Source organism: Pseudoalteromonas sp. ASV78, assembly GCF_047806705.1.
GTDB classification, from domain to species: domain Bacteria; phylum Pseudomonadota; class Gammaproteobacteria; order Enterobacterales; family Alteromonadaceae; genus Pseudoalteromonas; species Pseudoalteromonas prydzensis_A.
Window position 1 is genome coordinate 2,939,363 of sequence record NZ_JBLOPA010000001.1, and the last position, 26,102, is coordinate 2,965,464.

Annotated in this window: 25 protein-coding genes; 18 read left to right on the plus strand and 7 right to left on the minus strand. The window is 41.7% G+C overall.

The features are described from left to right. Positions 1–260: 260 nt before the first annotated feature. Complete coding sequence (locus ACMVDV_RS13190; RefSeq protein ID WP_304181295.1) at positions 261–1,406, plus strand: tetratricopeptide repeat protein; 1,146 nt, start codon at positions 261–263, stop codon at positions 1,404–1,406. A gap of 34 nt (positions 1,407–1,440) precedes the next feature. On the opposite strand, the gene ACMVDV_RS13195 is transcribed toward ACMVDV_RS13190, so the two are convergent. The 4 genes from ACMVDV_RS13195 to ACMVDV_RS13210 all read right to left on the minus strand — a co-directional run bounded on the left by ACMVDV_RS13195 (position 1,441) and on the right by ACMVDV_RS13210 (position 7,429). Beyond that, complete coding sequence (locus ACMVDV_RS13195; RefSeq protein ID WP_416159096.1) at positions 1,441–4,278, minus strand: TolB family protein; 2,838 nt, start codon at positions 4,276–4,278, stop codon at positions 1,441–1,443. 145 nt (positions 4,279–4,423) lie between these two features. Continuing rightward, positions 4,424–5,944, minus strand: a complete 1,521-nt coding sequence (locus ACMVDV_RS13200; protein ID WP_416158416.1) for a PH domain-containing protein — start codon at positions 5,942–5,944, stop codon at positions 4,424–4,426. Then, on the minus strand, positions 5,937–6,509 hold the full coding sequence (locus tag ACMVDV_RS13205) for a PH domain-containing protein (RefSeq protein WP_416158417.1): 573 nt from the start codon (positions 6,507–6,509) through the stop codon (positions 5,937–5,939). Before ACMVDV_RS13205 ends, ACMVDV_RS13200 begins: the two co-directional genes overlap by 8 nt. Before the next feature lie 68 nt (positions 6,510–6,577). Continuing rightward, complete coding sequence (locus ACMVDV_RS13210) at positions 6,578–7,429, minus strand: D-hexose-6-phosphate mutarotase (RefSeq protein WP_416158418.1); 852 nt, start codon at positions 7,427–7,429, stop codon at positions 6,578–6,580. 335 nt (positions 7,430–7,764) lie between these two features. Between ACMVDV_RS13210 and ACMVDV_RS13215 the strand changes: the two genes are divergently transcribed. From ACMVDV_RS13215 to ACMVDV_RS13250, 8 genes are all read left to right on the plus strand, one after another. Next, complete coding sequence (locus ACMVDV_RS13215) at positions 7,765–8,259, plus strand: MarR family winged helix-turn-helix transcriptional regulator (RefSeq protein ID WP_304181290.1); 495 nt, start codon at positions 7,765–7,767, stop codon at positions 8,257–8,259. A 119-nt stretch (positions 8,260–8,378) separates the two neighbouring features. Next, positions 8,379–9,731 carry a carbohydrate porin gene (locus ACMVDV_RS13220; protein ID WP_416158419.1) on the plus strand — a complete coding sequence of 451 codons (1,353 nt, stop codon included), beginning with the start codon at positions 8,379–8,381 and terminating at the stop codon, positions 9,729–9,731. A gap of 215 nt (positions 9,732–9,946) precedes the next feature. Further along, entirely contained in the window at positions 9,947–10,117 is a 171-nt protein-coding gene (locus tag ACMVDV_RS13225) for a hypothetical protein (RefSeq protein WP_416158420.1), read from the plus strand. Positions 10,118–10,140: 23 nt separating this feature from the next. Further along, a complete protein-coding gene (locus ACMVDV_RS13230; RefSeq protein ID WP_416158421.1) occupies positions 10,141–10,530 on the plus strand; it encodes a YbaN family protein in 390 nt (129 codons plus the stop codon). 81 nt (positions 10,531–10,611) lie between these two features. After that, on the plus strand, positions 10,612–11,244 hold the full coding sequence (locus tag ACMVDV_RS13235; protein ID WP_416159097.1) for a PepSY-associated TM helix domain-containing protein: 633 nt from the start codon (positions 10,612–10,614) through the stop codon (positions 11,242–11,244). Next, positions 11,244–11,747, plus strand: a complete 504-nt coding sequence (locus tag ACMVDV_RS13240; protein WP_304181283.1) for a DUF2271 domain-containing protein — start codon at positions 11,244–11,246, stop codon at positions 11,745–11,747. Before ACMVDV_RS13235 ends, ACMVDV_RS13240 begins: the two co-directional genes overlap by 1 nt. A 62-nt stretch (positions 11,748–11,809) precedes the next feature. Then, entirely contained in the window at positions 11,810–12,652 is an 843-nt protein-coding gene (locus ACMVDV_RS13245) for a DUF4198 domain-containing protein (RefSeq protein WP_304181280.1), read from the plus strand. Between the two features lie 197 nt (positions 12,653–12,849). Continuing rightward, the gene (locus ACMVDV_RS13250; RefSeq protein WP_416158422.1) at positions 12,850–13,740 is read left to right on the plus strand and encodes a hypothetical protein; all 891 of its coding nucleotides are present in this window, start codon (positions 12,850–12,852) and stop codon (positions 13,738–13,740) included. Positions 13,741–13,778: 38 nt separating this feature from the next. Here ACMVDV_RS13250 and ACMVDV_RS13255 read toward each other — a convergent pair whose 3' ends face one another. After that, positions 13,779–14,297: a hypothetical protein gene (locus ACMVDV_RS13255; RefSeq protein WP_416158423.1), complete on the minus strand. Its 519-nt coding sequence runs from the start codon at positions 14,295–14,297 to the stop codon at positions 13,779–13,781. Between the two features lie 137 nt (positions 14,298–14,434). Between ACMVDV_RS13255 and ACMVDV_RS13260 the strand changes: the two genes are divergently transcribed. The 8 genes from ACMVDV_RS13260 (at position 14,435) to ACMVDV_RS13295 (ending at position 22,112) form a co-directional block, all read left to right on the plus strand. After that, positions 14,435–14,854, plus strand: a complete 420-nt coding sequence (locus tag ACMVDV_RS13260) for a DoxX family protein (protein WP_304181276.1) — start codon at positions 14,435–14,437, stop codon at positions 14,852–14,854. Between the two features lie 76 nt (positions 14,855–14,930). Further along, positions 14,931–15,782, plus strand: coding sequence for a pirin family protein (locus ACMVDV_RS13265; protein ID WP_416158424.1), 852 nt, complete (start codon positions 14,931–14,933; stop codon positions 15,780–15,782). A 52-nt stretch (positions 15,783–15,834) separates the two neighbouring features. Further along, positions 15,835–17,688 (plus strand): monovalent cation:proton antiporter-2 (CPA2) family protein, encoded by a 1,854-nt coding sequence (locus ACMVDV_RS13270; protein WP_416158425.1) that lies wholly within the window; start codon positions 15,835–15,837, stop codon positions 17,686–17,688. Beyond that, positions 17,681–18,577, plus strand: coding sequence for a LysR family transcriptional regulator (locus ACMVDV_RS13275; protein WP_304181271.1), 897 nt, complete (start codon positions 17,681–17,683; stop codon positions 18,575–18,577). The genes ACMVDV_RS13270 and ACMVDV_RS13275 overlap by 8 nt, the downstream gene beginning before the upstream one ends. Positions 18,578–18,697: 120 nt before the next feature. Further along, positions 18,698–19,387 (plus strand): pirin family protein, encoded by a 690-nt coding sequence (locus ACMVDV_RS13280; protein WP_416158426.1) that lies wholly within the window; start codon positions 18,698–18,700, stop codon positions 19,385–19,387. A 12-nt stretch (positions 19,388–19,399) separates the two neighbouring features. Continuing rightward, a complete protein-coding gene (locus ACMVDV_RS13285) occupies positions 19,400–20,128 on the plus strand; it encodes a sulfite exporter TauE/SafE family protein (RefSeq protein ID WP_416158427.1) in 729 nt (242 codons plus the stop codon). A gap of 65 nt (positions 20,129–20,193) precedes the next feature. Further along, on the plus strand, positions 20,194–20,637 hold the full coding sequence (nudB, locus tag ACMVDV_RS13290) for a dihydroneopterin triphosphate diphosphatase (RefSeq protein ID WP_416158428.1): 444 nt from the start codon (positions 20,194–20,196) through the stop codon (positions 20,635–20,637). Between the two features lie 164 nt (positions 20,638–20,801). After that, a complete protein-coding gene (locus ACMVDV_RS13295; protein WP_416158429.1) occupies positions 20,802–22,112 on the plus strand; it encodes a mechanosensitive ion channel family protein in 1,311 nt (436 codons plus the stop codon). 77 nt (positions 22,113–22,189) lie between these two features. Here ACMVDV_RS13295 and ACMVDV_RS13300 read toward each other — a convergent pair whose 3' ends face one another. Together ACMVDV_RS13300 and ACMVDV_RS13305 are read right to left on the minus strand one after the other, a co-directional pair. Beyond that, the gene (locus ACMVDV_RS13300) at positions 22,190–23,335 is read right to left on the minus strand and encodes a DUF1624 domain-containing protein (protein WP_416158430.1); all 1,146 of its coding nucleotides are present in this window, start codon (positions 23,333–23,335) and stop codon (positions 22,190–22,192) included. Beyond that, entirely contained in the window at positions 23,325–25,397 is a 2,073-nt protein-coding gene (locus ACMVDV_RS13305; protein WP_416158431.1) for a TonB-dependent siderophore receptor, read from the minus strand. The genes ACMVDV_RS13300 and ACMVDV_RS13305 overlap by 11 nt, the downstream gene beginning before the upstream one ends. 455 nt (positions 25,398–25,852) lie before the next feature. Here ACMVDV_RS13305 and ACMVDV_RS13310 point away from each other — a divergent pair, with 455 nt between their 5' ends. Then, positions 25,853–26,098 (plus strand): DUF3297 family protein, encoded by a 246-nt coding sequence (locus ACMVDV_RS13310; protein ID WP_192541904.1) that lies wholly within the window; start codon positions 25,853–25,855, stop codon positions 26,096–26,098. Positions 26,099–26,102 lie beyond the last annotated feature (4 nt).

Consider the following 26,102-nt stretch of genomic DNA (forward strand, 5'->3'; position numbering starts at 1 on the left):
CGCGGCATTGTAAAGGTCCTATAAAAACAAGCAACCATTAGTACAAAATAAACTCATGGCAACGGCGGCAAGTTAAGCTTACAGTTGCCGCTTGTAATACGTCATTGGGCTTCGTTTAAAATAACTTGCTGGTATTGATTTTTACTGATGACTTAGTCGTCGCAATCGTAAAAAACGTAAGCAAAGACAAACAGTCATAGCATTAAATACTTGATTAAATTTTTACCTCAGCGTACCTTAATTGAAACACTGAGGTGACTATGAAACTGTACTTTTCTTTATTATTAATATGTTTATTAACGGCTTGTAAAAGCACTGAGCAGCCTACTACGGTTACGCCCATGCTAACGAGCTTACTCAATCACACGCTCTTTGAGTTACAACAAGTCCCTACAGAACAAGTTATTTTTCAACTTTCTAACCATGAAGCCAAGACCTTTCTAGCTTATGTCGATAATCAACGCTTAGCAGGTTTAACCGACGATATTATTCTATATAACTACATTGAACGCGGCTTTAGTAATTTTAGCTATCACGGCGATACCCTCACTGCGCAGCAAACACTTGAATTAGCACATGGTAATTGCATAAGTCTGGCAATATTAACGCAAGCTTATGCGAACTTAATTGATCTGGAAACAGGCTTTCAAGAAATGACTAGCCAACCTGTTTACGCCAAAGAAGGTAATCTGGTATTTATTGCTAATCATTTTCGCACTAAGTTATATCGCCCTTTTATTGAAGAAGAAGGGCAAATTACTTTTATTCGACCAGGCGTACTCATTGACTATTTTCCTTCCCGAGGCAGTTTTTATGTTGGCAGTGCTAGTTATGATGATCTCATTGCCAAATATTATAGTAACTTAGCAGCTGACGCTTTGCTCGAAAGTGATTATAACCAAGTCTATAGCTTGTTAATGAAGGCCAATCAGTACACCCCAAATGATGCTGAGCTTTTTAATCTAGCAGCAATATTGCATCGCCGCGTCAACGATCAAGCAACCAGCCAACGGATTTATCAAACAGCGCTTGATCAGCAGTTACAAAGTTTAAACTTATTAAGCAATTACAAAGTACTCGCTGAAGATACTGGCAACGAAATGCTAGTTGAACAAATTAATTCATTGTTAGGTGCTCAGGAAAAAGATCCTTATGAATTAATTGCTCTTGGTGAAAGCGAAGCACTCAGTGGGCGCTTGATGAGCGCTAAAAAACATATCGATGCAGCCATAGACAAAGCCCCTTATTTAGCGGACCCCTATGTAGCACTTGCTAAAATTCGTTATCAGCAAGGTAATTTAAATGATGCTCAGAAACTACTAAAACAAGCGATACAGCTCGCAAGAGATCAGCAACAACGCAGTGTTTATGCTGCAAAACTGGCCTCAATTGAAAGTAAAGAATAACCGCCTTGAGTGAAAAAACTCAAGGCGTTAGAGCTTATAGTGAATAATAAAACCCGAGCCACCCTCTGAGTTCATCATCAAAGCTATCACCTTCAACCCTGACCAAACCAAAATCAAGTTTTACATCATTTAAACCCGCGGGGCCTAAACCAAAGCTAAATGGCCCTTGCCACTTAATGCCATAACTCTGCCCGTAAACCTGTTGGTCAATTTGGTGCTGTTGGTAATAAAGCCATGGCATTCCTTCTTCCCAGCTAATACCGCCGCCATAACCTTGATAACGCTTGCCGATGGCGCTGTAAAACGGTAACTCAGGAGCAAACACGTAGTCATTGCGAACATTCTTTGATAATAACGAAGAGCTAAAGCCACCTAGTACCAGATCAATATCATCCCGATATTGCTGACTATAATTAGCATACATAGGTATCGCCAACGCTTTAGCAAATAACTGCGCAGCCACATCGTATCCTTGCCAGCTTTGTGTATCGCTATCGCCACTATACCAGCGTACATTGACAGCTTGACCTATGGCATAGTCTTGCTGGTCATATTGCCACGATTGCTTCAGGCCGACTCTAAGCCACTGTGAACTCTGCTTTTGATTACTATTTGCATTATCAATGTCTGAGTAGTTATAGGCCAGTTCTGGTTGAATTCTAAATTCCCCAAAGCGCAGTGGTAAACTCGCAGCAAAGTAGCCACCTTGTACTGACTGTTCATTTAATAGGGCCTGCTGATATTGCTTACTCGCATCTAAATCATAAGAAAATAACTGGCTATCAAACTTAACAGCCAATGCACTGTAGCGCGCTTGGGCATACATACCTTTTAAAGCGGTGTCGTGTAAATCAATGCTGTAGCCTACTTGCCAATCAAACTGTTTAAGTAAATCACTGCCTTTGATGCTCGCACTCAGTAAAGCAGCCGAAGCAGAGTGATACTGCTCACCTAATGCAAACGTGGCTTTTTGTTGCCATATATCATAACGCGTTTGCTCCCCTATAGGTTGTTGATATACTTTCGCTTGCGGTAAAGTGTGCTGATTGACTAGCAACAGTGGCGCAATGCTCGTAGTGGCAAACTCTGTCACTTCTTCATTATTATCCATTTGCAACTTCATAATATCAGGGCCCTCACTACTGATTGAAAAATACAGTAATTCGTCTGCTTTGAATGGCAAAGGATTCGCCACCGCTTGCTGGCCTTGGGTTAGCTTATACAAACGCTGCGCGGTTAAATCATAACGATAGATGTCGGTTGCCCCCGCAAGGCCGGCAACAAAATAAAGCTGCTTACCATTCGCACTCCAACTTGGCTGTGATAAGTATTGATAGCCTTTAGGCATCGGTACGGCAATGGATTTTTGCTCTTGCAAATCTTGTATATACAATTGCCAATTGTGATTAAATTCGGTTTTAAGAAACGCCAGTTGCTGCTGATCAGGGCTAATTACTGGATAGTCATAAACCGTCGCTAAACTTTTCTCGAATAAAGGTTGAGTTTGACCGGTTTGTAAATCAACCCGTACCAACTCTGAGTAACCCCCTTTCACTTGTTCGGCATAAAGGGTTTGCCCGTGATCTGCAATACTAAAGCGCCGCAGGCCAGCTAAATCTGTTAGTTTGCTAACTTCACCGGTTTGCGTATGCCAGCTAAATATATCTGATATGCGCTTATTCTCAATATTATCTACGTTGCTATAGGCTGAAAAGTACAGCACTTCATCATTTAGCCATTGTGGGTTTTGAATACCCGCACGGTTGATTTGATGCAATACTTGTTTTTGCTTGCGCTTAAATACCCGAGGTGGCTTATCCGCAATATCTTTAGGATCATCTGTAAGCACCTCTTGCTGTGCTTTTTGAAACTCTTCAGCGGCCTTGAGGTTATCTTCAGTGCTATACAACGACAACTGGGTTTTACCGTCTTTATCGCGCTCCACCACCGCAAGTTGTTCGTTATTTGCTGATAAAGTAGGATTGCTTGCATATAGATTTAACGCTAACCAAAGCTCACTAGTGAGTGACTGTTCACTCTGCTCTTTACTCATAGCTTGATAGGTATACTCAGCAATAAAGCGCCTGTAGAGCTTGCTTGCAGAATCCCCAAACACACCTGTAAAAGCGTCATCAAAATCGCGTTGCTTAACCCCTTGCATACGTGTCCATACCGCATCAAGGGTGTGCTCTGAATAGTTTTTCTCTAACCACGCTAAAAATCGAGCGCCCATTAAATACGCCATCGAGCCGGCCAAATAGCCACCATCGGTGCTGTTTAACTTCTCATAACTGGGTAATGCACCTTGCTGAGCAAACTCAGTTAAAATTGCTTCACTGTAATTATCAAATAACCGCCCGCGGCCCGTCATTTTCGATTCGAGTAACGTCGCGTAGCCTTCAGCCGCCCAACGCGGCATCTTGCTGTGTGCTATATCGTATAAATCCCACATACCTCGAAGTTCTTGACGCCACTTACTGCGAGTTGGCTGGGCTAAATGCACTAAATGAATATATTCATGAAGTACCAGTAGTTGCTGCCAACCACTGTTATTAGAAATCACCGTATCCGATTGTGGTGGTGTAGTAAAAAGCGCCATTAGTGGCTTATTAGAAACCGGCAAAGCAAACCCATTGGCAGCATTGAGTGGATCAAACACCACCACATCAACTGTTTCATCCAGTGCGCGATTTTGTTGCTCGAGTACTTTAGTGCGCACAATTTCTAATTCACTCGCCGCAGAGCGTGCCCAATCGGCATTTTCTTGACTGTAATGCACATTAAAGTGTTCTGTATGAATAGTTTGCCATTGCACGGCAGCTTGTGTCTGTGTGGCTAAGAATAACGCAGTAGCGAGTAATGTTTTTTTCATCATGTTCCCTGATCTCTTATTTTAAATCCATTATTGCCATAATTTAGCTGAAAAAGAGAGTGTAAAAATGTAAGAAAACGTGAGTGTTCAAGCTGGCATCACTAAATAGAATGCCAGCCCTAGGTTACACAAGCAAAGTAATGAATTACATCCAACTGCGTTGCTCAAATTCAGCCTGATACAAAGTAAAGTCGATAACCTCATCGGCTTGCGCTGTTTTCAGATAGGGTAGATAAACCGTGCCCGAAGCAAGTTGTATAGACAAGCTTTTTAAACCGCCTTTACGCATAAAGTAAGTGCTAATACTGCGAGTACTTTGGGCTTTATATAATTCAAATACACGATATTGCACACTCACCATGCCGCTGCGGAAAACACCATAAAAACGGCCTTCGTGCTGATAAAAGTGATAACCATAACGACTATACGATAAATACACTAAACCACTTAAAAGCAGTAAACTCAGCAGCGCATACACTGGTGTTAACATATCACCAGCCAGGCTTAGTACGGCAAAAGCCAAGCTTGGTAGCAAGGCATAAAAAACCCAATTTTTAATGAATAATGCTCTTTCAACCCCATGAAAATTAAGGGCCTTAAGATCAAGCCAAGGATACACCCATTGGCACACCTGATTAACCTGCTCGCTATCCAGTACTGGCATGACTAAACTTTGCTTGCTTTTCGCAGCTGCAAAGCCGCCACTTGAGGCCTGAAAACACTGCACTGTGTAGCGTTTTAATAAACGTGCAATTAAATTTTGCTTAATCGTTATCGATTGCACTTTATCCAGACTCACTGATAACTGATGCCGCTCTAACAGCCCTGCAATACGTTTAAATTTTCCAGCTTGAAAGTAAAGCTGATAATTATAAAAACGAATTAACGACATCAATACCGATAGCAAAACCGCAATCAATACAATTAGCACAAGTATTGAAAAAACAGCGAGTGCAGCCGCATCAACCAATATACCTACTTGTTGCTGATAGAAGGACTCTAAACGATTGATCACTGCTGTTTCTAGAAATTCAAACACCACGTTCATAAAAGGCGCAAGCGCTGCCAATGCTAAAATAGCCATGTTCGACATCAAGCCAAACTTTGCCACCTCTTTATTACTCAACGTTAAACACTGTTGCGGCTCAGTACTTTCTAAATCATCTGCCTGCTGTTTTGTATGCGCTTGTTGTTGCTGAGTTGCTTTATAGGCTAATACCTGTTCGCGCAACTGCTCTGCATACTGGGTTGTTACGCCAGGTAATACAGCTTCTTGGCTGGTACTGCCGGCAGCATCAAAAATACAATTAACTAAGCCTAACGGTTTAAAATAAAATGGTTCAGCAATATTAACGTTTTGCACTCTTAAAAAGTTAAGCGTTAAACGCTCTTTTTTAAACACCCCTTTATTGAGTAAAATGTCATGCTCATCGGTGATACAAAAGCGAAAGTTCAGGTAATAAGCGAACGAATAAATTAATAACGCGACAACCGCAACTGCTATGGCTATTTGCCCCCAAAACCACTTATCTTCAACCTGAGTTACAAACACAATCATAATAGGTAACAGGTTAAATACGCCGTCTTTCACAAAACGAAAAGCAAAATGCACAATAAAATAAACCAACGCCCACGGCGAGACGCGTTGCCAGTTTAGCTTATCCATTTAACGACTCATCTGGCGCTAATGGATGATCATCGGTTTGAGTACTTGCATTATTAACGGCTTGTCCTCGTTCAATGTATTTTTGAATAAACTGACGAATATTTTTACAATCATCATGGCTTAGGCCACTAATATTGAGATCGGCACTCATGCCACCGGCACTGTACAAACGCAAACTAGCTAAGCCCATTTTTCGCTCTAACGGACCGCGATGTATTTCGGTATGTTGTACTCGCGAAAACGGTAAAATAGTGACTTGTTGCCAAATAACTCCTTTACGATAAGCAATGTCATGCTCTCGTATAGCAATCCCTTTAAGTCGAATACTGACAACGTTATAAGCTAGCGATATAACCAAAATGATTGGTAAAGCAATCAATAGCGGTGTTTGTGCAAAGGCTGCAAAAGCTTGATTAAAAAAGCAAATCACCGCCAACACGACCATTAATGGGATGTAAAATAATAGCCAGTTTAGCTGAGCGTGCAGCAACGCTTTATCTGCGAGTGATTTATATACTATTTGTTGATGTTGAGGTAAGGCGTCTAGTTGCTGGTTTTCGAACACTGTGTTTCCTTAACAGCCAACCTATTACTACGTTGGCTTAGATTTATAATGCTACAATACCCGGTGTATTAAACCCAACGAATGGTAGTCGCTAAGGTATGACTTTCGCCTGGTGCTACAACTGCACTGTCATCCATTACATTCGCCGCTTCCAAGCACAACATTGTATGGTATTCATCATCGGCAAAATTAGATAGCCGCTTTGACTTATCAATCCATGGGTTCCAAAGTACGCACGAACTTGAGTTTTCACGGCCAACCTCAATAATGCCATCAGGGGTAATTATACGTTGCGTGTCTGCGGCTTGGGTATAAACCATATCCGTTTCGCGAGCAAAACCAACCAGTTCATTTTGATCAAACGGACCTTCACCAAACTCAATGTATTTTGATCCTTGCAGGCCATCAACTTGAGTTTCTGCAATCGCAGGAGTTGGAAAATAGGTATGCAGTGCTTGCGTAAAGGTAATGGTTTGATTACTTAAATTTGTTGTTGTTAAACGCACTTCAAGTTTAGTTGTGAGTACAAACTCCACTTTAAGCTTTGATTTATGCGGCCAATAGCTTTCATCCACTTGGGCCATCGGCAAGGTTAAGCTGACTTTTATCTGCTCATCTTGCTCTGTCACTTCATCAGCACGCCACAAGCTAGTGCGCGCTACACCATGAATTGGCCAATCCGGATTTGAATTAACCCCAAACCACGGCCAACAAATTGGCATGCCGCCACGCACGCTTTTACCTTCTTGGTAATCTTCCTCGCTTGATACCCAAATTAAAGGTTTTTTTCCGGTTGGCGTAAATTCAGTGAGTTGTGCACCCTGCAGGAAAATTTTAGCGCGACAAAACTCGCTTGCAACATTAATATACTCTAAGCCTGTGTCTGTTTGTTCAATGCTTACAGATGGAGATAACTTCATAATACGTCCCATAAAAATGAAAAGCCTAGCCCACCTTACCCAATACTCAGCCTGTTAGTAAATATTATTTAGTGAGTTTTTATGGCAAATTTATAATTTTTCACTCTGTCGCTACTTATAAACAAAATAACTGGCAACAACTTTTAATTAAATAATGATAATTTAAGAAAAATTCATTTCAACTCAAACAAAATAAAAAACAATCAAATAACACCGTAAAGCCAATAATACAGCATTAATCACATCCATCTATTTGAACTCTATTTATTAGATGTGTAATATTTATTACTTGCGATCACGCCTTGACTGTACACCTGCAGCTAATGAGATAAAAAATGAAAAAATATGACGAGTTATTGGTTTCTCTACGTAAAGTGATCCGCGCGATCGATCTGCATTCCAAGCAATTAAATAAAACTTCAGGCCTCACCGGCCCACAGCTATTAATTATGACCGAAGTAGCCCAAACAGACGGTATTACCGCTAGCCGCATTGCGCAAAATGTAAACTTAAGCCCTGCTACGGTTACCAATATTTTAGACCGCTTAGAAAATCGCAATTTAGTGGTTCGTGTGCGCAGCCAATTGGACAAGCGCCGAGTAAGCCTATATTTAACGCAAAGTGGTCAATCTATATTGTTAGCAGCGCCACAACCTTTGCAAGAGCACTTTATCGAGCAGTTTTCAGCGTTAGAAGAGTGGGAACAAAGCCAACTACTTTCATCAATGCAGCGCATTGCAACGATGATGGACGCACAAAGTATTGACGCAGCCCCTTTGTTAGAAGTTGGCGTACTTACTCGTGCTGCCGAAGGGAAAATTGCAGAATAACCGGTCCATAAATATTATATTAAACAAATCATTACCCTATAGCACATGACTAGTTAACTTGGGTTAAAGGTACAATTAGTCTATCCTATAGATACTCATACTTAGAATAGCGATTTATCATGCTTAAACTATCAAAGTTAGCTTTCGCGACTATGCTAGGCGCAACATCAAGCGCCTCATACGCTTCAGACATTGAAGCTATGCAAGCTCAACTTAATCAACTGCAGCAGCAAATGCAGCAACTACAATTACAACTTCAAGAAGCACAACAAAAATCCCAGCAACAAGCGCAAAAACAACAGCAGCTTGACACACAAATAGCCAAACAACAGCAAGTAGAACAAAAAGATACTGCAGCGGATAGTCAGGTTACAAAAAAACCGCAAGGTATTCGTGTTGGTGGTGCAGTACGTACCAACTTTAGTCACACTTCATATGATGATGGCAACAAAAACCGAGGTGGCGATTTTGACTTTGACATTTTCCGGGTGAACTTTTCAGGTGATGTTGGCGATGTTACGCTGAATGCCGAAATTCGCTTTTTTGATTATATGACTGCGGTAAAATACGCTTATGCCGCCTATGATTTTGCTGATGACTGGCAAGTACAAGCGGGTATCACAAAAGTTCCTTTTGGTAACTGGCCGTATAATTCACACAACTACTTTTTTGGTACAACCTACTATATCGGCCTTGAAGACGATCATGATTTAGGCGTGCTATTTAAACGCAAAATTGCCGACAATTGGCAACTCGATCTTGGTTTTTTCAAAAATGATGAATTAGGGGGTGTTGACGGTTATGTCGATGATCGCAGTGATCGCTATTCATACGACGTTGTTGGCTTTAGAAATGCCGATGAAGGTATCTATGCCGACCCAGCATCTAAAGGTGAAGATGGAACTTCACTTGGCAATCCAATTGGCGAATACAACACCTTCTCAGGCCGTTATGGTTACCACTTTGAGCACGACAGTGGCACCACTGAACTAGGTGTCTCTGCATTAGCTGGTGGGTTACACGATGGCGTTGACCGTGCAGGTGATTACCATGCGTGGGCAGTGCACCTTAATAGCACAATAGGTGCTTGGAATTTACAACTGCAACATGGTGAGTATCAATATGATATTGATAACGTCAACCGTATGGCAGTCGGCGCATATGGATTTTACGACAGTATTGCTGCCGAAGCGACGATGACTAATGCCAATATCGCTTACAGTGTGCCCGTTGAATGGGGTCCAGTAACAAACCTACAGTTTTACAATGACTACGGGATTATTTACGATAAATCCGATAACAGCGCTGATACTTGGATGAATGTCACAGGAGTGTCCGTCGCAGCGGGTGGCTTATTTACCTATTTCGATTATGTATTTGCTAAAAATCAGCCCTTTGTTGGCGGCTCAGTCGCTGGTGATAGTGATGAAACAGAGCGCCGCTTTAACATCAACGTTGGTTATTATTTTTAATCACCCTCATCACCCAGCCACTATGGTTGGGTGATTTACTTTTGCTACATCACTTTTTTCAAAAATACCACACGAGACATTAGACCCTGAACCTATACGGCCAATTATTAGCAACCTCAAAAACAGCCAACACCAATAGAATCATGATTTTCAACGGTGATTAAACTCCTCCCCTTCATCAGCTCAAAGTTGGCGCTGCAATGTTAGGAAGGCAAGTGCAAGCTAGACTACACTTTAGCGGTGAGTTTGCTGCACGCTATTTAGCAGGTGCTGGGCGTGGCAGTGCATGGCGTCATCTAGTACAATTGATTGACAGTATTGAACTTACACCAACTCAAGAGCAAGCATTGATCGATGGTGATCGCCAAGCATTTAGCCGTTTTTAACTTTATCAGGCACAAGTATACCCATGAATTTAAAGGTAATTTTTGCTACCTATAAAAATATTGGCTATCAACTACTCGGCTTAGCTCTCGTTGGGCTGGGAATTATTGGTATTGTGTTACCGGTAATGCCCACCACTATTTTTTTCATTTTGGCATTAGCGTGTTTTACTCGCTCATCGCCAAAACTCGCGGCTTGGTTACTTAATCACCCTCGTTATGGCGTAACCTTACGCCATTGGCAAAAGTACAAAGTAGTACCTATAAGAGCTAAATGGTTTGCGGGTGTTGGTATGTCACTTGGCTTTATTGTATTGCTACTTTGTGCACCGCCGTGGTGGGTTTTAGTGTTGGTTGCCAGCATAGAAATAGCGGTGATGATTTATTTACTCTCTCGCCCCTCAAAACCCGAATAAATGTAAAGTTCGTAAATAAAGTTGTTATAGTTAATGCAAATGATTACCATGTAACAATTATTGCAAACAACTATATTATTTATGCCGTTAATAAATAAACGAACTTTATATAGCACCAGCCGTGCGTTACATATTTACCTATCAACAGCATTGCTGTTTTTACTGATCCTATTTTGTGTTAGCGGCATTGTTCTTAACCATGTTGATTGGCTTGAAGGGGATAAAAGTGATGGCCAACTAACCGCACAACTGCCAGCAGAGCTAATAGCACAAGCGAAAAAAAACCTAGCCACGCTACCCTCTTTATACCCGCAAATAGAAGCTTACCTAGCAACTGAATACGGCTTAAACAAAGTCAAAAGTATTGAATGGGAAAAAGAGGACGCATTGGTGATGCTCGACTACCCACTGCCAGCAGGCTTTGCTTTTGCTGAACTTGATTTTATCAGCGGTGAATTAAACCTCGAATATCAAACTGGCGGTTTTTTAAGCTTAATTGGCGATTTACATAAGGGTCGTCATAGCGGCGAAGCATGGAGTTGGGTAATTGATATATCAGCCGTGTTAATGATTTTGTTTGCTATCACCGGAATGATTATTTTATTTCAAAATAGAAAAAAACGCCTAGTAGGAATATGGCTAACAGTGCTTGGGGTCGCGACACCGGCAGTCATCTATTTATGCTGGGTTCCGCAACTAAAAGGAGTGTCTTAATGCTAAAACTTAATACCTTAATTGGCGCTGTTGTTTTATTTACAGCGGCTTTATTTCAACCTAACGCAGATGCCGCAGAGCTTGAAATTGAACTTACCCTACCTGATCTAGACGTGCAACCTTATCACCGCCCTTATGTAGCAGTGTGGCTAGAAACCCCAGAGCGCAAACACGTCACCACAGTGGCATTATGGGTTGAAAAAGCAGAGTGGTTTAAAGACTTACGCCAGTGGTGGCGTAAAGCCGGCAAAAGTGACGCTAACTTTGACGGTGTTACCGGTGCAACAAAGCGCCCAGGTACTTACACCATTAACTGGAATGGCACTGACTTAGCAGGCAAAGCCGTTACTGCGGGCAAATATTTACTTAATTTAGAAGTGGTACGTGAAGAAGGTGGTCGAGATTACACCCGTGTAGAACTCGATTTAAGCAAAGATGGCAAAATCACCATTGATGGCACAAACGAGTTTTCACAAAGCTTTGTCACTATCGTAAGCAAATAACAAGCAGACGCAGCAAGTTAAATAAAGCAAACGCTTAACTATTATTCAAATAAGGAAAGATTATGAAAATCAATTTACTTAAAAGCGCGCTGATTGGCGCAGTTACTTTTACCGCTCTTGCGTCTAGCTATGCCAATGCGCACGCGCGCTGGTTAGTGCCTTCGCACACCTCTCTTTCTGGTGACAAAGCCCATTATGTGATGATCGATGCCAGTATTTCTAATGAAATTTTTGCGCCAGACAAAGCATACCGCCCAGAGCAAAAAGGCGCGGAATATGATGATAATCTGATCATGGCTATTGGCCCTGATGGCAAGCCAGTCAGCGACAAAATTCGTGCTTATTACCTACAACGTAAAAATTCCGCGGCGGTCAAACTAGCTGGAGAAGGTACTTATCATATTACGATGAGCCAAGAGCCGCGCCTAATGACTTTTTATAAAGATGCCAAAGGCGAACGTGGCCGTGTATTTGGCCCTAAAGACAGTAAAGATATCCCAGCTGGCGCAACCGATATTAAAACCACAAAATCGATTGCCACTGTAGACACCTTTGTAAGTCGTAACGGTACTTCAAAACCTGCACTACTTGGTCAAGGCTTAGAGATCAGCGGTCCAACGCACCCTAATGATTTATTTGTTGGTGAAGAAGCGCGTTTTCAATTATTAAAAGATGGCAAACCTGCTGCAAACATCGAGCTTGCCATTTTAAAAGGTGATACACGTTATCGTAACGAGCGTGGCGAAGTTAAAGTAACCACAGATAAAGACGGTTTTTTCACTAACACATGGCAACATCCAGGTTTATACCTGATTGAAGCAAGTGTGAGCGAAGATGCAACTGAAAAAGGTATCGATAGCGTACGTTATTCGTTATTTACCACCTTAGATGTAGCACCTGAATAATTAACTTATAACCGAGTGGTTAGCACCTGCTAACCACTTTTCAGTTTCACTACTAATTAGCACTATGCACTATTTTATAGTCAGCCAATTTCACCTTCATAATAAAAATAACTATAAAACAAACGCTTAATTTTTGGCTTCGTTTTTGCTATTACTAGCTTATATGGAATGTCTAACTAAAAACGAGTACTCAAATAATGACTAACAAACCTCTTTCTTTATTAACTAAAGCACTGCCTATCGCCACCGGTTTACTATTGTTAAGTGGCTGCATAGTGCATATTTCAACTGCAAGTGCCAACATACAACAACAGCAGCAACGCTCTTTATCTGCCGCACAGTTACAGCAACTCGATATTGAAAGTGAAGCCGGCTCGGTTCAAGTCATTGGCTCACACACTGCGACTGAAATCACTGTAGATGCCACTATTTACACGGCTAAAAGTGATGACCCTTATACGCTAACTCTTGAACAAAAAGGCGGCAAAGCCGTGCTCATAGCTAAAAGTTACAGCCCGTCAGGAATGGTGGTATACCAAGGCAGCTCACCGAGTATCGATTTAATTGTCACCGTGCCAAGCTCATTTAGCCTTGAGATTGACGATGACTCTGGCGATATAAATATCGCTGGTGTACTAGGTAATATCAATATCGATGACGACTCAGGGAGCATTCGTATAGATCAAGGTCATAATGTCACTATTGATGATGATTCAGGTGACATTGATATACAAAACATCACCGGCAATCTCAAAATCAGCGATGATTCTGGCAGCATTACGGTAGATAACGTTGCTGGCAATATAATTATTGAAGATGATTCGGGTGACATAACCCTTACCAATATCACCGGCAGTGTCGATATAGACGATAACTCAGGCAGTATCTCTGCTAAACAGCTAGGTAGTTACTTAACGATTGAAGATGGCTCTGGTGATATTTTCGCAGAGCACATCAATGGCTTGGTTACCATCGAGGATGGCTCAGGCAGTATCCGCGTTAATCATGCTAAGGGCTTAACCATTATTGACGCTGACTCAGGTGATTTGAGCATCGATAATATCAATGGCCCAGTAAAGCTAGACTAACCAGAGTAACTGCTGCAGTTTAATGTAAAAACGGTCACTTAATTGGCCGTTTTTGGTTTTGGTTGGGTGTAATCAATCGTGTGGTCACAACTGCCGTCCTTTTCACAGTCATTAATACCATCGCCATCTGCATCCCAGCTTGGGTGCATGCGCTTTTTCACCACTTTAGGCTGTTCACCAATTTGTACCTGTAGGGTGAAATCGGCGCTCTCACTTTGCTCTGATGGCTGTGTACTTGAGTAAACACGTATAATGTAATCACCTGAGGCTGCTATTACTTGGCTCATTTTATTGCCATGGGTAGAGCTGGTGTACACAGGTTTAGAGTCAGCTTTAGCAATAACGTTAAAATAATCACCTAAATCCGCAGAGCTTAACTCAACAGATAATCGCTCTGTGGCGGCTAACGAAATTTCATAATCAATAAACTCTTTACCCGCTAGACTATCAGCCAACAGCCATGATTGTTGTTTGGCATTATCATGAGTTACTAACTGCTGTACATCAGTACATGCGCTTAAAAAAAATAATAAACCAATACCAAGCCACTTCTTCATTTTATTCTCCTACATTTAAATTCGCTTAAAAGGAATGATAAACGCTAAATTAACGACTTTTAACTCAATAGAAATGAACATAAACTTAATTCATCGCAGCAACACTGCATAGTTAATCAACAACAGGAATTTATAGTATGAATATTTTAACGCTTATTTCAAAAAATCCAGCACTCACTAATGTTAGCAGCTTATTAGCCCGTGTGGGTTTGGCAACTTTATTTATCTTAACGAGTTTTAGCAAAATACAATATTTTGATGCCACGGCGCAGTATATGGCATCCGCAGGCTTACCTGAATTTTTGCTACCACTGGTTATCGCGTTCGAGCTAATTGGTGGTTTATTAATTGTACTGGGTTTATTAACGCAATTAACAGCCATTGCATTTGCTGCTTTTAGTGTTGTTAGTGCCTTGTTATTCCACTTGCAACTTGATGATCAAATGCAGTTTTTAATGTTTTATAAAAATATCGCTATGGCCGGCGGATTTTTAGCGCTAGCAAGTCACGGCGCAGGAAAGTTCAGCATTGATCATCTATTGTTAAATCGTAAGTAATCAACTGTCACAGTGTAACAGCACAGTGCAATAATACGCTGTGCTCTGATTTTTGCTCAACATAAGGGATAAAATAATGGCTAAAGTTCTCAATCCTACCACCCATGATATTGGTGGCTTAGATGTAAAGCGCGTACTGCCACATTTTGATAAGAAAATGGTTGGCCCATTTATATTTTTTGATCATATGGGGCCAAATGACTTCCCGATTGGCCAAGGGATCAATGTTAGACCCCATCCGCACATAGGCTTATCAACACTCACCTATTTGTTTCGCGGCAGTATTTTACATCGCGACTCGTTAGGTAATAATTTAGAAATCCATCCAGGTGATGTGAACTGGATGACCGCAGGTAAAGGTATTGTCCATTCAGAGCGTGAAAGCTTTGAAGTGAGAGCGAATCCACATCATATCGATGGCCTACAATGTTGGGTCGCGCTACCAGAGAATATGACCGAAATTGAGCCTTCATTTAGTCATGTGAAAAAACAGCAACTACCGCATATTATTCATGAAGGTATTATGATGCGGTTAGTTGTTGGCGAAGCGTACGGCCTAAGTTCGCCAGTAAAAACCTATTCACCAATGTTTTATATTGATGTGGTAGGCAGCGCCAATAGCCAAATAAAATCACCCAACCCACAACAAGAAACCGCATTATATATAATTTACGGCAGCGTTACTGTGGGCCAACAAGATTACCAAGCCGGTGACTTTATTTTATTTGACAGCCAAGATACTGATATTCACTTTGCTACAGACGCACGTTTTATTTTGCTCGGTGGCGACAAATTCACTAAAGTCCCTTACTTGCATTGGAACTTTGTTGCTTACAGCAAAGAACGTTTAGAGCAGGCAAAACAAGACTGGCAAACACAACGTTTCCCAAAAATCCCTGGTGACGATAAAGAATTTATTCCGCTATAGTAAACAGTATTTTAAGGCATAATAAGTTAGCCAGTATTAGCAAAGGACCAGCATGTTAGAGATCGCATTAATTTATTTAGCCGCAGCCATTGTTGCCGTGCCTATCGCCAAACGGCTAGGCTTAGGCTCTGTACTTGGCTATTTGTTAGCAGGAATACTAATCGGCCCATTTATACTGGGTTTAGTAGGCGATCAAACCTCAGTAATGCACTTTGCTGAGTTTGGTGTAGTGATGATGCTGTTTTTAGTGGGGTTAGAACTACAACCCGCTAGGCTTTGGAAATTACGCCATTCAATTTTGGGACTCGGTGGTCTGCAAGTGACCCTCACCGCCACGGTGATCTTTGCTATTTGTTATTGGCTGCTCGCCATGCACTGGCAAAGCGCCCTAGCAATTGGTTTAATGCTGGCACTTTCATCAACCGCCATTGTATTGCAAAGCCTTGAAGAGAAAGGCTGGCTAAAGAATGAAGCCGGACAAAACGCATTTTCGGTGTTGTTATTCCAAGATATTGCGGTTATTCCCATTTTAGCTTTACTGCCACTGCTTGCGTTTGAGCCACCATTAAACGCCACCAGCATGAGTCACTCACTCACAGCCGATTGGCCAGTGTGGGGCCAAGTTACCGCATCCGTTACGGTGATCGCAGCCATCATACTCGCTGGTAAATATATTTCTGCGCCGTTATTTAGATACATTGCTGAAACGCGCATGCGTGAGATATTCACTGTGTTTGCGTTATTTTTAGTGGTTGCGATTGCACTGATCATGCAAAGTGTCGGCTTATCTCCGGCGCTGGGGACTTTTTTAGCCGGTGTAGTCTTGGCTGAAAGTGAATTTCGCCACGAACTGGAAGCCGATATAGAGCCATTTAAAGGCTTGTTACTTGGCTTATTTTTTGTCGCTGTAGGCGCCTCGATTGATTTTGCCTTGTTATTTAACCAATTTGCTATAGTGGCGCTGCTCGTTGTTACACTGATATTAGTAAAAGCAGCCGTGCTCTATGCCTTAGCACGGATTTTTAAAATTCATCATACCCAGCAACTGTTGTTCACTTTAGCCCTAGCACAAGGTGGTGAATTTGCTTTTGTCTTACTCACCATGACCAACAGCTTACAGATACTAACCCCTGAACAAAGCAGTTTAACCACTTTGGTGGTGGCCATCTCCATGCTAATAGCGCCGCTACTATTAATGTTTTACGACACCTTACAAAAACGTAGCAACACAACAACCAAACCTGATTTTGATAAGCCTGAACAAATCAGCCCAGCAAAGCATGTGATCATCGCCGGCTACGGTCGCTTTGGGCAAATTATAGGGCGCTTATTGAGTACCCAAGGTTATGATATCAGCGTCCTCGATCACAGTCCGAGTCAAATTGATTTACTGCGCCGCTTTGGTAACACTGTGCATTATGGTGATGCCGCGCGCAAAGAGTTACTCGAAGCTGCGGGAGCTGATACTGCACAATTACTGGTCATTGCTATTGATAATGCCGACAAAACTCTCGAAATAGTGAAGCTTGCTCACAAACACTTTCCACACTTAAAAATTGTGGCGCGCGCAATCGACCGCCGTCATGCCTATCAGTTATTGCAATTAGAAGTCGATGCCTTTAACCGTGAAACTGTCGATTCGGCCATCAATCTAGCCGTTGAAACCCTGGAATTATTAGGTAATTCAACCCAAGATGCACAACGTGCTGGGCACTTATTTAGAGAGCATGACCGAGCGTCAGTGCTACAACTGGCGAAACTGTGGGGCGACGATCACAGTTATGGCGTGGCTGTGCGTCAACGTACAGAAGATTTAAAACAAGTACTCACCCAAGATAAACAGGCACGCGAATCATTAAATACATGCGCTCAAGGCGATTGCGAGGACCACAATAAAGATGCTTAGAATTACTTTAGAACAATGGCGTATGTTTAGAGCTGTTGTGGAGCATGGTGGCTTTAATCAAGCTGCGCAAAAAATTCATAAAAGTCAATCAAGTATTCATAATTCGGTGGGAAAAATTGAAGCCGCGTTAGGGATTAAACTATTTACCATTGCAGGGCGTAAAACGGTGATCACCGAAGCTGGCGAAATGATGCTGCGCCGAGCCAATTACCTCTTAGATGAAGCGGCAAAAATAGAAGCGGTAGGACAAACTTTGGGGGAAGGCATCGAAAGTCAATTACGCATAGCTGTAGATGAAGCTTTTCCGCAATCACTGCTATACAGCGTATTAAATAGCACATCATCACAGTATCCGCTGCTACGTATCGAACTGCTAGAGTCTATTTTAGCTGGGGCTAACGAGCTACTCGACAACACCCATGTCGATATTGCAATTTCTCCGTTTGCTGGCAAAAGTGGCTTTAGTGAAGAGCTTTGTAATATTGAGTTTATTGCCGTTGCACACCCAAACCATGCGCTTCATTCACTTAGCCGCCCGATTACATTAGAAGATTTAAAGTCACACCGACAAATCGTAGTACGCGACTCCGCAGCACATAACAAACAAGATGGCGGCTGGCTCGGTGCCGATCAACGTTGGACAGTAAGCCATATGCGTACTTCTATCGATATGATAAGTCGTGGTCTTGGCTTTGCGTGGCTGCCCAGTAGCGCAATTACAATGCAACTAGCTCAAGGGACGTTAAAACCTTTAATTCTCAGCCATGGCAGTCAGCGCAACACACAAATGCACTTATTATTTAAAGACGGTGATCGTCTTGGCCCCGCAGCTCGCACATTCATTGGCGAGCTACGCTATCAAGTAATGCAGGCTGAACTAGATTACTAATTAATTAAGGGCTTTCATTCGATTAACAAGAACGAATAGTCCTTTTAAAAGCGATTTTAATCGTTCTCATAACACTTATACTGCTGCTATTAAAATTCGTGTTTAATCAGGAGTAAAGTTATGCACTATATACGCAAAGCCAACGAGCGCGGCCAAGTTGATCTTGGTTGGTTACAAAGCCAGCATAGTTTTTCATTTGGTCATTACCATGATCTAAAACACATGGGGGTGTCTGTACTTAGAGTGATCAACGAAGATAAAGTACGCGCAGGCCAAGGCTTTGGCACTCATGGACACCGTGATATGGAGATTATCTCTTATGTCATTTCTGGCGCATTAAAACACCAAGACAGCACTGGCAATGAATACATTGTTCCTGCTGGTGACGTACAACGGATGAGTGCCGGCAGTGGCATTATGCACAGCGAATATAATGCTTCAAATTCAGCAACGGCGCATTTTTTACAAATTTGGATCCAACCCAAATTGCGTGGTATAACCCCTAGCTATGAGCAAAAAAGTATTCCGCAAACAACTCAGCTTACACCACTCGTTACGCCAAATGGCGAACACGGCAGCGTGAGCATCAACCAAGATGCCAGTATCTATCGTTTAAAACTTGATGCAGGGCAACCATATAACTTGCAAACCAGTAACCGTAAAGGGTACTTTCATGTAATCTCAGGCTCTGTTGACGCAAATACAGATACCTTTAGCTCAGGTGATGCATTCGCCTTGAGCAGCGATGAGCAAGTAACACTCACAGCTAAAGACCAGCTAGAAGCGTTATGGTTTGATTTACCAGCATAAGTAAGGAAACAAATGACAGTAACAACCTTAGTGATCATTGCTTTTGTTGTATTACTCACTGGCGTATCTAAATCGGGTTTTGCCGGAGCGCTTGGGGTGTTTGCCGTACCATTGTTGCTGTTAGTAATGCCCCCTGTTGCTGCAATCGGCTTAATGCTCCCGATACTGATCGTTGCCGACATTTTTAGTTTAAAAAGCTACTGGCGACAATGGCATACTCAGCAACTAAAACGCTTATTGCCGGGCTTGCTAACTGGTGTGTTAATCGCCCATGCTTTAATTGGCTGGCTCGATGCAGCTGTAATAAAAACAGCCATAGCTATGTTATGTATTGTGTTTGCGATCCGCAGCTTAGCGTTCAGTCAATTTACTGCAAATGCTGTAAATAACCGTATTGGCGCTGCAGTTATGGGCTTTTTAGCGGGCACCACTAGCACCTTAATACATGCAGGTGGGCCACCGCTAATCATGTATTTCAGCAGCATAAAATTACCAGCTAAACAGTTTGTAGCTACTGTTGCGATTATTTTTGCGATGATGAATGCCATCAAGCTGATAGGCTTTATTAGTCTGGGTTTAATCGAAATAAAGTGGGCGTTAATTGCGCTTGCCAGCTTGCCGATTGCTTTTTGTGGTAATCGTTTAGGGATCTGGTTGCAGGGCAAACTCAATACTACGCAGTTTCTGAAAATAATGAATGTACTACTCTTGTTGCTGGGTATTTGGTTGTTAGTGATGTGATCTGGCTAGTTAAACATTTCGTAGTTAGGTAAACTGATTCAACATACGCTATTTAAGGTTCTATTTTGTTAAATAACCAACCACTTCGCAAACCCTTCTCTGTACTGGTTGTTATTTATAAAGCAAATAAAGACTGTTTATTAATTCAACGTACCGATGATGCCAATTTTTGGCAATCAGTGACCGGTGGTATTGATGAAGGCGAAACACCTTTAACAACAGCGTATCGAGAGCTTTTAGAAGAAACAGGCATCGATGCCCGCGCTTTGGGTTTGACCATTCGCGATCACCAAAAAACCAACCAATATACAATTAGAGAGTCATGGCGACATCGCTATCAAGCCAACGCGTTAATTAATACCGAATATGTTTTTAGTATTTGCGTACCCGATGATATCGCCATCAAATTAGATCCCAATGAGCACACTAACTTTATTTGGCTCACGCAACAACAAGCGGCAGATAAAGCTTGGTCGCCAAGTAATCGCGATGCAATACTGGCGTTATAACACCGTGGTCATTCCCTGCTCTCTTGTTTAGCGGCATACTCAAGTAACAATTCTATTAACTAACACCTGTTGAAGGTTGAGCAAAGTCTGGCTAATTATTCTGTAAATTTGCAAACTTATCAGCCATAGTAAAGCATCTAATTTTATCTAAAAAAGTATGACTTATGGATAGCGAATTTTTTGCCAAGCAATTTGAATCTGCTTGGTTATTGATCCAATCAATGCTTAGTCAACAAGCAACCTATCTGCAATTATTAGTGATCATCACCAGCTACGCTGCCGCCTACTGGATTTATTCAAAAACAGTTAAAAAACGCGTTGATAAGCACACTAAGGTGGCGTCCGATCACCCAATAAACATTATGCTGTTTCGACTCAGCAATATCGTTTACCCGCTAGTGGCGATCATTTTATTACAGATATTTACCGCCATTGGCATCACTGCTGATTTGCAAGTGTGGTTAATGAATACTGCACTCAACATTGCCATCTTATTGTTTGCTTACTCAATTATTAAAGAGTTTGTTAGCAGCCCATTTATGTCGGCACTGTTTAAGCTAGCTGGCTTGCCTGTTTTACTGTTGCACTTACTGGGCTTTTTGCCAGCATTTATTAAAACCCTTGAAGCGGTCTCCATTAATTTAGGCAATATCCAAGTCAGCTTATATGGACTCACGCGGGTATTGTTTTTTGGGGCTATTTTATTTTGGTTAGGGCGAGCCTCCAGCAATGTTGGTAAGGTTATAATTCGTAACCAGCAAACGCTAGATATAAGCACTCGCGAAGTGTTTACTAAACTCTTTGAAGTAGGTTTGTTTTGTGTCATCGCGTTATTACTGCTTAATATTATGGGTGTTAACCTCACCGCCCTAGCTGTATTTGGTGGTGCGCTAGGCGTTGGCCTAGGTTTAGGGTTGCAATCAATTGCCTCTAACTTTATTTCTGGCATCATTATTTTACTCGATAAGTCACTTACTATTGGCGACTTTGTTGAGTTAGAAAACGGTAAAAGTGGCTTTGTTAGAGAGTTCAAAATGCGCCATGCAATTTTAGAAACTTATGACGGCAAAGACATACTGGTTCCCAACGAAACCTTTATTTCTTCACTGTTGACCAACTGGACGCATAAAGATCCAAAACAGCGCTATCGTGTTGATTTTAGTGTGGCATACGCCACCGATGTCAGAGCCATGGTCGCAATAATTAAAGAAGCTGTTGCCCAGCACCCGCAAGTTATTAGCGGCCCTGAAATACCATTTGAAGAGCGCCCTGACTGTGAAATAGATAGCTTTGGTGATAATGGCATCAATATGTTTGTGGAATTTTGGATGCAAGGAATTGATGATGGTAAAAATCGGGTTGGTGGCGATTTGCTATTAATTATCCTAGAAACCCTCAAAGCCCATGATATTGCAATACCATTCCCGCAACGCGAAGTTAGAGTACTTAACGAAGGTTTTGTCAGTAAGATTTAAACTAAGCGGTGTGCATACACCGCTTATTCTATTGCTTTTTAGCGCATAAATAGGCTGCGCCATACCGCTGTTTGTTACTATAAATACTTTAACCACGGTTTTTTGGCGACACGTTTATAATCACTAAATGCCTTAGTTGGCCAATATAAAACAACCGCTAACACAACCGTAATTAACCAAATCCATGTAATATCATTTACGCCAAAATATGCACCATGATTAGCACCAAAAATAGCCCTGCAAATTGTGTATAAAATCAATAATACGTAGAGATGAAAAATATAAAAGAACATCGGCACTGAGCCATACACTCTGAAGGCATTGGTCAAGCGATTTAATGGCCGTTCAAACAGCCATAAGCCAAAAAACATCAGCGCAAAAGTGATCAATAAAAAGCTCAGTGAAGGCGGATATTTAGTGACGTTAAATATCGACATAGCCGTTTGCGCCGTGCTTGCAAATTGCTGCCATGGCAGTGTTTCGCCATAGACATTTAAGCCGCGTAAAATTGCAAACAAAGCGATACAGCCCAGTCCTAAGCCAATTAACCATTGTTTTCTATCATCACTGTCGCGACTCGAAGCATATAAAGGGCCTGCGCAATAGCCTAATAAAATAACCCCAATCCATGGTAATACTGGGTAACTGATTTTTACATTAACTAAACCACCTTCAGAGATGAAGCCGCGATCGTGCAGTATGGTCCATAAGGTATAGCCCCACTCACCGGGATTAAAGCTAATGGGTGTAAGTAAGTTATGGCCAAACACAATCAGCAAACCAAGCGCTAATAATAGTCGCTGCGGTAAGTTGATCAACAATGCCAGAGCCAGCATACACAGGCCAATAGCCCATATCACTTGCAGAAAAATAGTCGGGATAAACCAAATCCACAAAAAGCAAATTATGGTTACTTCAAGGGCAATTAAAAACAACCCCCGCTTAACTAAAAAACTACGAGCAGAGCGCACTTTACCTGAGCTTGGGTGGCTATAAAGCCACGCCGAAAGCCCTGTTAAAAAGATAAAGGTTGGCGCGCAAAAGTGCGCCGCAAAACGGCTCCAAAACAACCCTGGAGAGGTAACGTCAACATCCATTGGATCAGATACCGCCATGTGCAAGAAAAAACGCTCTCGCACATGATCAAGTAACATTAGCAAAATAACCACACCGCGCATGATGTCGATACTGTGAATACGGGTTTTAAGTTGCTCAGAAGTCATAACTTATACCTAACTTAAATTGTGTTGGTGCGCCTGGGTATGCCCACAATGCGTTATAGCTACTGGCGATGTAGCTTTCGTCAAAAACATTATCAACATTAAGTGAAACATTTGTCCGTTCAGTCACCTGCCATTGCGCAAATAAACCCACTAGCTGATAACTCGGTAAGTTAAAAGATAAATTTACTGGGTCGCCCAGTCGGTCTGAAATATATTGGTAATGACCACCTACTTTTATGTCTTGCTCAAATACGCGGGTATTGTGATTTAAAGCAAGCGAAAAATTATTTTTTGGTACATTAACTAATGGGCTACCTTTAGGGATAGGCTCTAACCAATCGACATTAATCATGTCTTTAGCTGTTTCAGCCTTTACGTAAGCATAAGAAAGCGTGTACTGAGTGTTTGCACCTAAACTACCCGTCAGATCAACCTCAATACCTTTACTGGTTACTTTACCAATCGGTTTTGAATAACCCTTATCGTCAGCCACCAACATGTTGCCTTTGCTAGCATCAAATACGGCAATAGTGCCGCTAATGTTGTCAAAGCCAAACTTCACACCCACTTCCAAGGAATCACTTTCTTCAAAACCAAACGATTTACCCTGAGCGTCAGTACCACTTAAAGGTATAAACCCTTCGGAATAACTGGTATAAAAGTTAATCGCATCATTTAGCTCATATACCATCCCTAGCCGTGGGCTAAGTCGGTTCATCGTGCTATCTGAGGTAACGCCTGACTTAGTCTCGAAAATATTCTGCTCAATTTCATCAAACCGCAATCCCAGCATTAATTTAAACCGCTCGGTAAGGTCTAGCTGATCTTGCACATAAATACCGTATGCCTTTTGCTTTTCTTTATTTTCATACAGTTGCGCAACATCGGGGCCTTGCCCTTCACTGTAGTTTGGCTGATAAATATTTAATGTATGCGTGTCTTTACCACCGCGATAACGATAAAGCCCAGTGCGTAGCTCGTAATCATATCCATCAACACCAAGCAAAACATGATTGGTTATATCTGCTATATCAAAATGACCACTTAATTCTGCGCGTACTGACAAATCATCAGAGTAATAATCTCTATAACGGTGTTGACGCGTAAGCATTGGGTTATCTAAAGACAAAGTCTGTCTTGGAGGAGATAGTTCAGCATCAGACGAAAAACCTGTTAACGTCGCGGTTCGATAGTTCCCCCCCAATAAGAGTGACCAATCGCGATTAAAATCGTAATTATAATTAAGTTGGTGTCCGCGAGAGTGCACTTTAGTTGGCGCATCATTAGGGTTACCTAAAAAGCGGCTTCTAGGTACGGTGTCAAAATTATCGTTAAGTACAACAATGCCGCGATCATACATCTGCTGCTGATCAACATACTCAAACTCATAGGTTAATGATGACTTGTCGTTAAGCTGATAATAAAGCGATGGCGTAATAACAAATTTATCGTGGTGTACATAATCGCGAAAGCTATCACTATCTTGCCATGCACCATTAATTCGAAATGCAATATCTTCTGTAAGGCCGTTAGTGTAATCACCTTGCACACGTTTATGATCTTCGCTACCAAATTCGGCTTTTAATTGGCCTTGCTGATAAAACTGTGGCTTTTTAGTAATGATATTTATCGTACCACCTGGCTCAGAGCGGCCATATAAAGCCGAGCCGGGACCTTTTAGCACCTCAATATACTCAATATTTGATACATCCCGAGGACCTGCAAACCCGCGCCCACCACTAAATCCATTAATTAAATAACCCGACGGCATATTTTCATTGCCCGACAAACCGCGAATAGAATAGCTATCCCACAGTGCGCCACCATTATTTTTACGAGAAATACTAGCAGAAAAATCAAGCGCATCTCTAAACTTGGTAATGCCATTATCGACCATCATTTCTTTACTTAATGTGGTAATTGACTGTGGCAACTCTTTAACTGGAATATCGCCTCGAAAGGCTTGTTTATGTTCAATGCTAATGGTTTCTATATCTGACTCTGTGGCATAAGAACCAAAAGAGAGCGCCGCAAAGGCAAGAGTTAATGCTGAGTACTTCATGATCCACGTATTAAAGTTGCTTATTGATTTGTTACAACATAACATAAATTTATCTGACGTTATAGTATTACAATTGAATTTTGTATAATTTTAATAACAGCAACCAGCCTGTTTGATAATTACTTAACTTAAGCGATAACGTTACTGCCTGCTTCGAGGAGGACCACAGAAAACCTCCTATTTACTTGATGGGTCTGGTAATTGGCAAAGATTGCAACAAATTCCTAATCACGAATATCCTATTGGCCTATTAAATAATAAAGCCTCCGGCTGTGTCGTTAACCACTTTAAAGTAACAGTGCGTGCTGACTTTTACCTAAAAAAAGCCACCACTCGCAGTACAATAATGGCCCCACATATAATGCAATCTCAACAAGCGTGCGAGTAATTTTTATTGAGCAAACAGCTGTGATTGCCTACAATGACGCACAATATATTCAATACAGATCACAATTATGACTGATACCAATAAACCAGAATTACCCGATCAACTTTCGATCAACCCACGCAGCAAGTTTTATGTAGAAGACGTATTTGAACATGAAATAGGTATTACACTTAACGGCAAAGAGCGTTTTGACGTTGAAGAATACTGCATTAGTGAAGGCTGGATCAAAGTAGCCGCACCAAAAGCGCTAGACCGTCGCGGACAACCATTGCTTATGAAAGTAAAAGGCACAGTAGAAGCGTTTTATAAGTAAGCTA